Annotated in this window: 13 protein-coding genes; 7 read left to right on the forward strand and 6 right to left on the reverse strand. The window is 61.0% G+C overall.

The genetic code is table 11. The features are described 5' to 3' along the window. Positions 1-11: 11 nt before the first annotated feature. From nadB to radC, 4 genes are all read right to left on the reverse strand, one after another. Positions 12-1,610 carry an L-aspartate oxidase gene (nadB, locus tag A6V37_RS22680; RefSeq protein WP_064268657.1) on the reverse strand — a complete coding sequence of 533 codons (1,599 nt, stop codon included), beginning with the start codon at positions 1,608-1,610 and terminating at the stop codon, positions 12-14. Positions 1,611-1,868: 258 nt separating this feature from the next. Beyond that, positions 1,869-2,036, reverse strand: a complete 168-nt coding sequence (gene rpmG / locus A6V37_RS22685; protein ID WP_007180630.1) for a 50S ribosomal protein L33 — start codon at positions 2,034-2,036, stop codon at positions 1,869-1,871. Between the two features lie 10 nt (positions 2,037-2,046). Then, the gene (gene rpmB, locus A6V37_RS22690; protein WP_064268656.1) at positions 2,047-2,280 is read right to left on the reverse strand and encodes a 50S ribosomal protein L28; all 234 of its coding nucleotides are present in this window, start codon (positions 2,278-2,280) and stop codon (positions 2,047-2,049) included. A gap of 229 nt (positions 2,281-2,509) precedes the next feature. Then, positions 2,510-3,289: a RadC family protein gene (gene radC, locus A6V37_RS22695; protein ID WP_082902743.1), complete on the reverse strand. Its 780-nt coding sequence runs from the start codon at positions 3,287-3,289 to the stop codon at positions 2,510-2,512. Positions 3,290-3,456: 167 nt separating this feature from the next. Here radC and A6V37_RS22700 point away from each other — a divergent pair, with 167 nt between their 5' ends. The 7 genes from A6V37_RS22700 (at position 3,457) to A6V37_RS22730 (ending at position 10,489) form a co-directional block, all read left to right on the forward strand. Next, entirely contained in the window at positions 3,457-3,912 is a 456-nt protein-coding gene (locus A6V37_RS22700) for an FKBP-type peptidyl-prolyl cis-trans isomerase (protein ID WP_064268655.1), read from the forward strand. Between the two features lie 2 nt (positions 3,913-3,914). Further along, a complete protein-coding gene (gene ispH / locus A6V37_RS22705; protein ID WP_064268654.1) occupies positions 3,915-4,874 on the forward strand; it encodes a 4-hydroxy-3-methylbut-2-enyl diphosphate reductase in 960 nt (319 codons plus the stop codon). A 540-nt stretch (positions 4,875-5,414) separates the two neighbouring features. Further along, the gene (locus A6V37_RS22710; RefSeq protein WP_064268653.1) at positions 5,415-6,614 is read left to right on the forward strand and encodes a branched-chain amino acid ABC transporter substrate-binding protein; all 1,200 of its coding nucleotides are present in this window, start codon (positions 5,415-5,417) and stop codon (positions 6,612-6,614) included. A gap of 230 nt (positions 6,615-6,844) precedes the next feature. Beyond that, positions 6,845-7,795 carry a branched-chain amino acid ABC transporter permease gene (locus tag A6V37_RS22715; protein WP_064268652.1) on the forward strand — a complete coding sequence of 317 codons (951 nt, stop codon included), beginning with the start codon at positions 6,845-6,847 and terminating at the stop codon, positions 7,793-7,795. 17 nt (positions 7,796-7,812) lie between these two features. Further along, a complete protein-coding gene (locus A6V37_RS22720) occupies positions 7,813-8,982 on the forward strand; it encodes an ABC transporter permease subunit (protein ID WP_064268651.1) in 1,170 nt (389 codons plus the stop codon). Between the two features lie 17 nt (positions 8,983-8,999). After that, positions 9,000-9,773 (forward strand): ABC transporter ATP-binding protein, encoded by a 774-nt coding sequence (locus tag A6V37_RS22725; protein ID WP_064268650.1) that lies wholly within the window; start codon positions 9,000-9,002, stop codon positions 9,771-9,773. Beyond that, positions 9,773-10,489, forward strand: a complete 717-nt coding sequence (locus A6V37_RS22730) for an ABC transporter ATP-binding protein (RefSeq protein ID WP_064268649.1) — start codon at positions 9,773-9,775, stop codon at positions 10,487-10,489. Before A6V37_RS22725 ends, A6V37_RS22730 begins: the two co-directional genes overlap by 1 nt. 96 nt (positions 10,490-10,585) lie before the next feature. On the opposite strand, the gene A6V37_RS22735 is transcribed toward A6V37_RS22730, so the two are convergent. After that, positions 10,586-11,056 carry a GNAT family acetyltransferase gene (locus tag A6V37_RS22735; protein WP_064268648.1) on the reverse strand — a complete coding sequence of 157 codons (471 nt, stop codon included), beginning with the start codon at positions 11,054-11,056 and terminating at the stop codon, positions 10,586-10,588. Between the two features lie 16 nt (positions 11,057-11,072). Continuing rightward, entirely contained in the window at positions 11,073-12,257 is a 1,185-nt protein-coding gene (locus A6V37_RS22740) for an acetylornithine transaminase (protein ID WP_064268647.1), read from the reverse strand. Positions 12,258-12,276 lie beyond the last annotated feature (19 nt).

Genomic DNA, 12,276 nt, shown 5'->3' on the forward strand with positions numbered 1-12,276 from the left:
GCGCAAATCAATCACACGTTGCGATTGGGCACACGATCCGGCGATAGCACGGTCGGCAGCGCTTTCGGCAGAGTCGCCGGCCAGTCGCGGCTGAAGTGCAAGCCGCGGCTCTCGCGCCGCGAACGTGCACCTTCGACGATCAACGAAGCCACATCGACCAGATTGCGCAGTTCCAACAAGTCGCGGCTTACCTTGAAGTTCGCGTAATACTCGTGGATCTCGTCGCGCAGCAGTGCAAGGCGGTGCTTGGCGCGCGCAAGCCGTTTGTCGGTCCGTACGATGCCGACGTAATTCCACATCAGCCGGCGCAATTCGTCCCAGTTGTGAGCGACTACCACTTCTTCGTCGGGATCGGATACGCGGCTTTCGTCCCAGTCTGGCAGCGGTGCGTGGACGGCGGCGCTGAAACCTTCCTCCTCGATCGCTTGCGCCGCCGAGCGGCCAATCACCAGGCACTCGAGCAGAGAGTTGCTGGCAAGCCGGTTTGCGCCATGCAAGCCCGTGCAGGACGTTTCACCGACCGCGTACAGGCCAGCCAGATCGGTTCGGCCAGCCAGATCGGTCACGACGCCGCCGCACGTGTAGTGCGCGGCCGGCACGACTGGAATGGGCTCTTTGGTAATGTCGATGCCGAACTCCAGGCAGCGCGCAAGAATAGTCGGGAAGTGTTCGCGCAGGAATTCCGGTGATTGGTGGCTGATGTCGAGATACACGCAATCGATGCCGCGCTTTTTGATTTCAAAGTCGATCGCTCGCGCGACGATGTCTCGCGGCGCGAGTTCAGCGCGTTCGTCATGGTTCGGCATGAAGCGGGTGCCATCCGGCAGCTTCAGGATGCCGCCTTCGCCGCGCACCGCTTCCGAGATCAGGAACGACTTGGCGTAGGGGTGGAAGAGGCAGGTTGGATGGAACTGGATGAACTCCATATTCGCCACGCGGCAGCCGGCCCGCCAGGCCATTGCAATGCCGTCGCCCGTCGCGGTATCGGGATTCGTGGTGTAGAGATAGACCTTGCCGGCACCGCCCGTGGCAAGCACCGTATGCGGAGCCTCGATCGTCACCGTGCGGCCGCTTTGCAGGTCGAGTGCGTACAGGCCGTGACAGCGGCGGCCGGGCAAGCCGAGTCGGTCGGACGTGATCAGGTCGATTGCGTAGTGATCTTCGAGCAGCGTGATGTTCGGGTGCTGGCGCACGCGCTCGCTGAGCGTGGCGACCACGGCATGGCCCGTCGCGTCGGCTGCATGAATGATCCGGCGATGGCTATGGCCGCCTTCGCGCGTCAGATGAAAGCCGAGTTCGGCAGCGTCGTCTTTGGTGAACGGCACACCTTGGTCGATCAGCCATTCGATCGCCGCACGCCCATGCTCGACGATAAAACGCGTGGCCGCTTCGTCGCATAGACCACCCCCGGCGATCAGCGTATCGCTCACGTGATTATCGATGCTGTCCGCCGAGTCCAGTACCGCGGCGATGCCGCCTTGTGCCCAGTCGCTCGCGCCTTCGGTCATCGATCGCTTGGCGACCACCGCAACCCGCCGGGTCTGCGCAAGATTGAGCGCGACGCTCAATCCAGCCAGACCGCTACCGACAATCGCCACATCGAATTCCATTGCCACTATCTCCATCTCTTCGTTTTGCGGTGACGGCGTGCTCTGGGCGCGCCGCTAAAACGAGAAAGGATACGCGCCACGGCGGACGAGGGAAAGCTGGCCAATTGGCATAAGGCGATTCGAATGGAGGAATAAGGGACGAGTGACCGATGAACGGCGCCGCAATAGCGAAGAGAACGGCGCTGGAAACAAAAAAGCCCCGCACGAATGCGAGGCTTTTCTGAATGTCTTTTGCCTTCGTCAGGCAGGAGCCAAGATTTACTTGATCTTGGTTTCCTTGTACTCAACGTGCTTACGGACGACCGGATCAAACTTCTTGATCAGCATCTTTTCCGGCATGTTGCGTTTGTTCTTCGTGGTCGTGTAGAAGTGACCCGTGCCTGCGGTCGATTCCAGCTTGATCTTGTCGCGTGCGCCTTTCGCCATGATTTACTCCTTAGGCTTCACCGCGTGCGCGCAGATCTGCGAGCACAGCGTCAATGCCGTTCTTGTCGATCAAGCGCAGACCGGCGTTCGAAATGCGCAGACGCACGAAACGGTTTTCGCTTTCCACCCAAATACGGCGGCTTTGCAGGTTCGGCAGGAACCGGCGCTTGGTTTTGTTGTTCGCGTGGGAAACGTTGTTGCCGCTCATCGGCGCTTTCCCAGTTACTTGGCATACGCGTGCCATGAGAGCACTCCTAATACGCTAATTCTGAGTTCGAACGCCGTGAAAGTTTCCCGAAAAGAGCCGCGCTGAAATTCAGGCACGTTTCCTTTCCGGAACGCCTTGGTGGCTTCGGAACAGGGGGTTGGAAATAGGCAAACCGGAATTCTAGCAGAAAAAAAGCCGCAAAATCAAACCTTATTTGCGATGCCGGCCACGGCGCCATCTCCGCGCGGCCCTGGTTCGGGCCGCGTCACGGCCAGCCGGCGCGGGCGAAGGAGTAGACACTGTCGGCGCCGATCACCAGATGATCGACCAGTTGCACGTCTATCAGGGCCAGTGCGTCACGCAGCGTGTGGGTCAGGCGGCAATCGCTTGCGCTTGGCTGGACGGCGCCGGAAGGGTGATTATGCGCGACGATCAGGCTGGCTGCATTCAGGTTCAGCGCGCGCCGCACGATTTCCCGCGGATACACCGCCATGCGCGTGAGCGTGCCCCGAGCACTTTCTTCGCAATGTATCAGCCGATGCCTCGCGTCGAGAAAAAGCGACACAAAAACTTCCTGCGGGCGCCCGCCGATCGTCAGGCGCAAGTAGTTTTCGACGGCTTCGGGCGAGTTCAGCAGCGAGCGCTGTCGCATTTTGTCCACCAGCGAGCGGCGCGCCATCTCCATGATGGCTAGCAACTGGGCTTTTTTGGCCGGGCCGATGCCGTTCAGGCCGTCGAAGTCCGTATAAGTTGCGTCGAGCATCGCGCGCAGCGAGCCGAAGCGCGCCAGCAGGGCGCGCGCGATGCTGAAGACGTCGTGCCCGGGCAAGCCGGAGCCGAGCACTAGCACGATCATCTCGGCATCCGACAGCACGCCGGGACCCTTTTCGATCAGCCGTTCGCGCGGCATGTCTTTTTTAAGCCATTTTCCGCGCAAGAGCGCCCGGCGCGCACGCGCGCGAGGCTTTGCGGCGGTTTGTCCCACGGGCGCGGGGTTGGCCGCTTCAACGGGCGGCCGGTCGATCGTGGTGGCGTAGTCAGCCATATATAGAGAATCCTCCGCTGCGAGTTTGGGGCGCGACGCACGCAAGCCGCCGCCCGCTATGTGGCTTACAATAGACGCTTTGCGCACGGCACCCCGACGGTTTGCCACACGCGGAGACTGCGCCAGCGGCGCACGCGTGCTGCGCGCCTCGACTGAGCGAGCATTGCATGAGCATCATCGACATTTCCGAAGTGAAGCCCGGTTCACACGTGACGCTTCACTACCGGCTTTCCCTTGCCGATGGCGCCGAAGTCATCAACACGTTTAACGACAGGCCGGCTACGCTGCTGCTCGGCGCCGGTCAGCTGGCGCCGCCGCTGGAAGATATTTTGCTGGGTTTGAAGGTGGGCCACCATTCGACCTTTCAGCTAGCGCCGGGCCAGGCATTCGGTCCCCGCAATCCGGAATTGATCCAGCGTGTGTCGTTGGCCACGCTGCGCGAAAACAGCATTATCGGCGAGGATTTTTCGCCAGGCGACCTGGTCGAATTCAACGCACCGGGTGGCGGCCGCTACGCCGGTGTCCTGAAAGAGGTCGGCGAAACCTCGGCCCTGTTCGATTTCAACCATCCGCTTGCCGGCCAGGCGCTGGCGTTTGAAGTGAAAATCATCGGGATTCTGTAAACATGAGCATCACGGATACGACTCTTGCCGAAACCGAGATCCTGCTGGCGCAGCCGCGCGGGTTCTGTGCCGGCGTGGACCGGGCTATCGAGATCGTCGAGCGGGCTATCAAACTGCACGGCTCGCCTATCTACGTACGCCACGAGATTGTCCATAACGCCTATGTCGTCGAGGATCTGCGCAAGAAGGGCGCGATCTTCATCGAAAGTCTGGAAGAAGTGCCGGCGGGTAATACGGTCATTTTCAGCGCGCACGGCGTGTCGAAGGCCGTGCGTTCCGAGGCCGAATCGCGCGGGCTGCGTGTATACGACGCTACCTGTCCGCTCGTGACCAAGGTGCATATCGAAGTCGCGAAGATGCGCCAGGATGGCTTCGACATCGTCATGATCGGCCACAAGGGCCACCCGGAAGTCGAAGGCACGATGGGGCAGGCGGCTCAAGGCATGCATCTGGTCGAAGACATCGAAGACGTGCAGGCCTTGCAGCTGGCCGACCCCGAGCGGATCGCGTTCGTCACGCAAACCACGCTGTCGGTCGACGACGCGGCCGAGATCATCGGCGCCCTGAAGGCCAAATACCCGTCCATTCGCGAACCGAAGAAGCAGGACATCTGTTACGCCACGCAAAACCGCCAGGACGCGGTGAAGTTCATGGCGCCGCAATGCGATGTCGTGATCGTGGTGGGCAGCCCGAACAGCTCCAATTCCAACCGGTTGCGCGAGCTGGCCGAAAAGCTGGGCGTGCCGGCCTATATGGTGGATTCGCCGGATCAGATCGATCCGGTGTGGGTCGAGGGTAAGCGCCGCATCGGCGTGACGGCTGGCGCCTCGGCGCCGGAGGTGCTGGCGCAGGCGGTGATCGCCCGTTTGCGTGAGCTCGGCGTGCGCAACGTGCGCGCGCTGGACGGCATCGAGGAAAACATCGCGTTCCCGCTGCCGCGGGGGCTGGGTCTGCCAGCCTGACAATTGGCTGACCGCTGAAAGAAAAGCGCACCCGAGGGTGCGCTTTTTTTATGGCTAAAGATCCGCGGGTCCGGAATAAAAAAGTGCCATATCGCCGGAAAAAACGGATTTCGGTGTCCTCCCGCACAAATTTCTTTGAAATGTGATCCGGTTTTTTATAGAGTTTAAATTGATGTGACCCCGTTTTATCAGGGCCAAACCAGTCACCCCTGTTTTTTGACGCACTAAAATAGTGCGTGCGTCTCGTTATCAATATAAACGTAATACCTGACGCGAAGCACGGCGCAATCGGGCGTCGAGGGAATTCGCTGCAACACTTGATGCCATTGGGTGCAATGACAGTGCAACTGGTGCACGAAAAGCAGTCGCAACCTGGTTGCGCCTTTTAGAGGATTTTGCTCTCAAAATAAGGTTGCAATGCAGGAAAACCCTGCCGTTTCAACAATATTGCCCGTCGCAAAATTGGAGTTACAATGCGCGCGTTCTCAAGGCCTAAGGGCTTCGAACACTAGATTTTGCAAGGCGCAGGAGACCTACCTAATGCGAGTCAAATTTGCTTACACCGTGTCCATCGTGGCTGCGGTTGCGATGCTGACCGCATGCGGAAAAAAGGGCGATGGCGAGGCGGGCACGGGCGCATCGGCTGCGACAGTGGCCGCCGCACCGGCAAGCGAAGTGATTGTCGTGAAAATTGGTCATGCCGGCCCGTTGACGGGCGGCATTGCGCATCTGGGCAAGGACAACGAAAACGGGGCACGATTGGCGGTCGAGGAAATCAACACCCAAGGCTTGACCATCGACGGGCGCAAGATCCAGCTGCAGCTCGACGCGCAGGACGACGCGGCCGATCCCAAAGTGGGCACCGAGGTCGCCGAGAAGTTTGTCGACGACCATGTGGTCGCGGTGGTCGGGCACCTGAACTCGGGCGTTTCCATCCCCGCGTCGAAGATCTATAGCGATGCAGGCATTGTGCAGATCTCGCCGTCGTCGACGAATCCGGGGTACACGCGGCAAGGTTTCAAGACGACGTACCGCGTGGTCGCGACCGACGCGCAGCAGGGCCCGGCGCTCGCCAGCTATGCGACGAAGGCGCTGGGCGCGAAACGCATCGCGATCGTCGACGACTCGACGGTCTACGGCAAGGGATTGGCGGACGAGTTCGCGAAAACAGTACAGGCGAGCGGCGCAAAGATCGTTGCTCGGGAAACCACGAATGACAAGGCCACGGAGTTCCAGGCCATCCTAGCAAGAATCAAGCGTGTTCAGCCGGACGTGATCATGTTCGGCGGTATGGACGCAACGGGCGGGCCGTTCACGAAGCAGGCGGCGGCGCTCGGTATCAGGGCAAAAATCCTTGGCGGCGACGGTGTGTGTACCGACAAGGTAGGTGAGCTGGCGGGAACCGCCGTGCAAAACCTGGTCTGTTCGGAGGCGGGACTCGCGCTTTCGAAGATGGACAAGGGAGCGGACTTCGAAAAGAAGTACGAGGACCGTTTCCACACACCGGTGCAGATTTACGCGCCGTTCACGTATGACGCTGTGTACGTGATTGTCGATGCAATGAAGCGCGCTAATTCGATCGAGGCGCCCAAGGTGCTGGCTGCGATGCCGTCCACCGATTACAACGGGGTAATCGGCCACATCGCGTTCGACGACAAGGGTGATTTGAAAGAGGGCGCCATTACGCTTTACGACTTCAGGAACGGCAAAAAAGCGGTTCTCGACGTGGTGAAGCTGTGATGACGGGACGTTCAGCCTGACGGCACCGACACCACCCAACGGTGCCGTTTTTGCATCCGCCTCCGGCGAGCCCGCGACTGCAACCCGGTCGTAGGACGAAACCGGCAGCGGATAACCCTTACCGGTCTTTTACATCAGTACCCGCAGTGCCGTTGAGATTGGCGTACCGCATCACCGCCCACCGGCTGATGAAGAACGCGAATCCAGTCGCACGGGCTAAGGAGCATTAAATGGATATCTTCATCCAGCAGGTCCTCAACGGACTGGTGCTTGGCAGCGTTTACGCCATCATCGCACTGGGCTATACGATGGTTTACGGCATCTTGGGCATCATCAACTTCGCTCACGGCGATGTGTTGATGGTGGGCGCGATGGTTGCGCTCTCAGCCATAGGCGTGCTTCAGAACCACTTCCCCGGCCTCGGCAACGTGCCGACGCTGTGCCTCGCGCTGATCATCGCGGCAGTGGTTTGCTCGCTGGTCGGCTACACGATCGAACGCGTGGCCTACCGGCCGTTGCGTAAGGCGCCGCGTCTGGCCCCGCTGATCACCGCCATCGGCGTGTCGATTCTGCTGCAGACGCTGGCCATGATGATCTGGTCGCGCAACCCGCTGCCGTTCCCGCAGCTGTTGCCCACCGATCCGATCAACGTGATCAAGGCGACCGACACGACCCCCGGCGCCGTGATCTCGATGACTGAAATCGTGATCATCGTGGTGGCGTTCCTCGTGATGGGCGGCCTGCTGCTGCTGGTTCACAAGACCAAGCTGGGCCGTGCGATGCGTGCGATCGCCGAGAACCCGGGTGTTGCCAGCCTGATGGGCGTGAACCCGAACTTCGTGATTTCGGCCACCTTCATGATCGGCTCGGCGCTTGCCGCACTGGCCGGCGTGATGATCGCGTCGGAATACGGCAACGCACACTTCTACATGGGCTTCATCCCCGGCCTGAAGGCCTTTACCGCGGCGGTGCTGGGCGGGATCGGCAATCTCGGCGGCGCGATGGTGGGCGGGGTGATCCTCGGCCTGATCGAACAGTTGGGCGCCGGCTACATCGGCAACCTGACAGGTGGCGTCTTCGGCAGCAACTATCAGGACGTGTTTGCGTTCATCGTGCTGATCATTGTGCTGGTGTTCCGTCCGTCGGGCCTGCTCGGCGAACGCGTTGCGGATCGCGCCTGATCCAGGGAGAAATAGACATGACATCAATTCAACCGATCGAGCCGTCCACGACGCTCATCCCTGAGAAAAATCTGGCGAAGACGCTGACCGTCGGCATCATTACGGCCATCTTCGTGATCGCGGCGCCGATGATCATCGGCGCGGCCGGCGGCAACTACTGGGTCCGCGTGCTCGACTTCGCGATGCTGTACGTGATGCTCGCACTGGGCCTGAACGTGGTGGTCGGCTTCTGCGGCCTGCTGGACTTGGGCTATATCGCGTTCTACGCGATCGGCGCTTATACGGCCGCTCTGTTGAGCTCGCCGCATCTGTCGACGCAGTTCGAATGGATCGCGAGTCTCGCGCCGCACGGCCTGCACGTTCCGATCTGGATCATCGTGCCAATCGCGATGGCGCTTGCCGCGGTCTTCGGGATTCTGCTCGGTGCGCCGACGCTGCGTCTGCGAGGCGACTATCTCGCGATCGTGACCCTCGGCTTCGGGGAAATCGTTCGGATTTTCATGAACAACCTCGACCGTCCGGTGAACATTACCAACGGCCCGAAGGGGATCACGGGGATCGATCCGGTGCAGGTGGGCGGCTTCAGCCTCTCGCAGACCCACTCGTTCCTCGGGTTGTCGTTCCCGTCCGTGTACATGTACTACTACCTGTTCGTGCTGTGCGCGCTGCTCGTGATCTGGACCTGTACGCGTCTGCAGCATTCGCGTATCGGCCGCGCATGGGCCGCGATCCGCGAGGACGAAATCGCCGCGAAGGCGATGGGCATCAACACCCGTAACGTCAAGCTGCTGGCCTTCGCGATGGGCGCGTCGTTTGGCGGCCTGTCGGGCGCGATGTTCGGTTCGTTCCAGGGCTTCGTGTCGCCGGAATCGTTCACGTTCTGGGAATCGGTCGTGGTGCTGGCGTGCGTGGTGCTGGGCGGTATGGGCCACATCCCGGGCGTGATTCTCGGTGCGGTGCTGCTCGCCGTGTTCCCGGAATTCCTGCGCTCGACGATGGGCCCGCTGCAAAACGCGATTTTCGGCCATGAAATCGTCGATACCGAAGTGATCCGTCAGTTGCTGTACGGCCTCGCGATGGTCGTGATCATGCTGTACCGCTCGGAAGGCTTGTGGCCGTCGCCGAAGCACGAAGACAAGATTGCGAAACTGGCGAAGCGCAGCGGCAAGAAGCCGGTGCGGGCGTAACGGACTGGGGAAATAATATGAGCGACAACATTCGACTGTCCGTCAAGGGCGTCAACAAACGCTTCGGCGGCCTGCAGGCGCTGTCCGACGTCGGCCTCGAAATCAAGTCCGGCCAGATCTACGGTCTGATTGGCCCGAACGGCGCCGGCAAGACCACGTTCTTCAATGTCATCACGGGCCTGTACACGCCGGATTCGGGCGACTTCAAGCTCGACGGTGAAAACTACACGCCGACCGCGGTCTATCAGGTCGCGAAGGCCGGGATTGCGCGTACGTTCCAGAACATCCGTCTGTTCGGCGGCATGACCGCGCTGGAGAACGTGATGGTCGGCCGTCACGTGCGTACCAAACACGGCCTGATCGGCGCAGTGTTCCAGACGCCGGCGGAGCGCAAGGAAGAGCGCGAGATCAAGGAACGCGCGATCGAACTGCTGGAGTACGTCGGGATCGTGCAGTACGCGGACTACACGTCGCGCAATCTCTCGTACGGCCACCAGCGCCGTCTGGAAATCGCGCGCGCGCTGGCCACGGATCCGAAGCTGCTCGCGCTGGACGAACCGGCTGCCGGCATGAACGCAACGGAAAAGGTCGAGCTGACCAAGCTGCTCGACAAGATCCGCGCCGACGGCAAGACGATCCTGCTGATCGAGCACGACGTGAAACTCGTGATGGGTCTGTGCAACCAGATGACGGTGCTCGACTACGGCAAGGTGATTGCGCAAGGTCTGCCGCAAGACGTGCAGAAGGATCCGAAGGTGATCGAAGCTTATCTGGGTGCGGGGGTCCACTAATGGCTACGGCAATGTTGAAAATCAAGGGCCTGCAGGTCAATTACGGCGGCATTCAGGCAGTCAAGGGCATCGACCTCGAAATCGCGCAGGGCGAGCTGGTGACGCTGATCGGCGCGAACGGCGCGGGCAAGACCACGACGATGAAGGCCATCACCGGTCTGAAGCCGTATTCGGCGGGCGACATCGAGTACATGGGCCAGTCGATCAAGGGTGTCCCGGCGCACGAACTGCTCAAGCGCGGTCTGGCGATGGTGCCGGAAGGCCGTGGCATTTTCTCGCGCATGTCGATCGTCGAGAACATGCAGATGGGTGCTTATCTGCGCAACGACACGGATGGCATCAAGGCGGACGTCGATCGCATGTTCGGCTTCTTCCCGCGCCTGAAGGAACGCGCTTCGCAGTACGCTGGCACGCTCTCGGGCGGCGAACAGCAGATGCTGGCGATGGCGCGCGCGATCATCAGCAAGCCGAAGCTGTTGCTGCTCGACGAGCCGTCGATGGGTCTGTCGCCGATCATGGTGGAGAAGATCTTCGAAGTGGTGCGCACGATCTCGAAGGAAGGCATCACCGTGATGCTCGTCGAGCAGAACGCGCGTCTCGCGTTGCAGGCGGCGAATCGCGGCTACGTGATGGACTCGGGTCTGGTCACGATGTCGGGCGACGCGAAGCAGATGCTGGATGATCCGAAGGTGCGTGCGGCTTATCTTGGCGAATAAGCTGGGCGAATAACCCGCTCGGCTCGGACTGCCGATGAAAAAAGGCTGCATGCGCAAACGCATGCAGCCTTTAGTTTTTTGCGGACCTGTAACGGATCAAACCGCCGGTGCTGGATCCGCCAGTTCCCCTAGCCGTTTGCCGAGACTGATCACCGCATCGGCACGGTAGCCGAGCGCTTCGTAAAACGCGCGGACGTCGGCCTTCGCGGACAACACCTGCAGATTCAGCTTCGGACAGCCGCGTTCGGTCAGCACGGCTTCCACATGCGCGACGAGGCGCGTGCCGATGCCGTGGCGGCGCAGCGACTCATCTACCGCGAGTGAGTACAGCCAGCCACGGTGCCCGTCGTAGCCGCCCATCACCGTGCCGACGATCCGCTCGCCAAGCACCGCGACAAAGAACAGTTCCGGTTGCGTGGCCAGCTTGTTGGCGATCGACAGATGCGGATTGCGCTGCGGCTTCGTCACGTCCCGGTACTCGGGGAAGGCGTTCTGCCACAGCGCGACCACGGCATCCGTGTCGCTCGCGTCGAAGCAACGGATCGACAGCGTGGCGTTCGTCGTCATGCGCGGTCCGGCGCGATTACAGCGTGTCGAGAATCGAACGCAGCATGGCCATCATCTGGTCGATCTCTTCGTTCGTCACGTTCAGCGCCGGCATGAAGCGCAGCAGGTTCGGACGCGCCGCATTCAGCAGCAGACCATCCGGTTGCATGTCGCGCGCCTTTTCGACGATCTGGTTGCCGATGTCCTTGCCGAGCAGCAGCGCGCGCAGCAGTCCTTCACCGCGTTCGCCGTTGAAGCCGCGTTCTTCCGACAATTCCAGCAGCTTCGAGCGCAGATATTCGCCACGCGCCCGCACGCCTTCGAGGAACCCCGGCGCCGTGAGTTGCGAGATCACCGAGTAGCCGACTGCGGTCATCAGCGGATTGCCGTTGTAGGTGCCGCCCTGATCACCTGCTTCGAACACGGCGATTTCCGCCTTCGAGAGCAGCGCCGCGAGCGGCACGCCGCCGCCGATGCCCTTGCCGAGCGTCATGATGTCCGGCTCGATGCCCGACAGCTCATACGCGAACAGCGTGCCCGCGCGGCCGCAGCCGCTTTGCACTTCGTCGACGATCAGCAGCAGGTTGTGCTTTTTCGTCAGTTCGCGCAGTTGCTGCATGAACTCGCGCGTAGCCGGAATCACGCCGCCTTCGCCCTGAATCGGCTCGAGCATCACCGCAACGGTCTTCGCATTGATGAGCTTTTCCACCGACGCGATGTCGTTCAGATCCGCCTTCGGGAAGCCCGGCACTTGCGGCGCGTAGATCGTGTCCCAGCCCGGCTTGCCGCTGGCCGACATGGTGGCCAGCGTGCGGCCGTGGAAGCTGTGATCGAACGTGATGATTTCGAACGCGCCGTCCTTGAACTTCTTGCCCCACTTGCGCGCGAGCTTGATCGCGCCTTCGTTGGCCTCGGCGCCGCTGTTGGCGAAGAAGACCTTGTCAAAGCAGCTGTGTTGCGTGAGCAGGCTGGCGAGTTGCGACATCGGCTCGTTGTAGAAAGCCGGCGACGGATTGAGCAGCAGTTTGGCTTGCTTGTTCAGCGCTTCGATCATGCCGTCGTTGCAATGGCCGAGGCTGTTGACCGCCCAGCCCTGGATGAAGTCCAGATATCGCTTGCCGTTATTGTCGTAGAGCCACGAGCCCTTGCCGTGCGTGAAAACGATTTCGGGCCGGTTCGTGATGTACATCAGCGACTCGATCGGATACTCATTGAAATTCATGACGGCAGGCTCCAGACAG

It is taken from the genome of Paraburkholderia ginsengiterrae (assembly GCF_001645125.1).
Classification (GTDB): domain Bacteria; phylum Pseudomonadota; class Gammaproteobacteria; order Burkholderiales; family Burkholderiaceae; genus Paraburkholderia; species Paraburkholderia ginsengiterrae.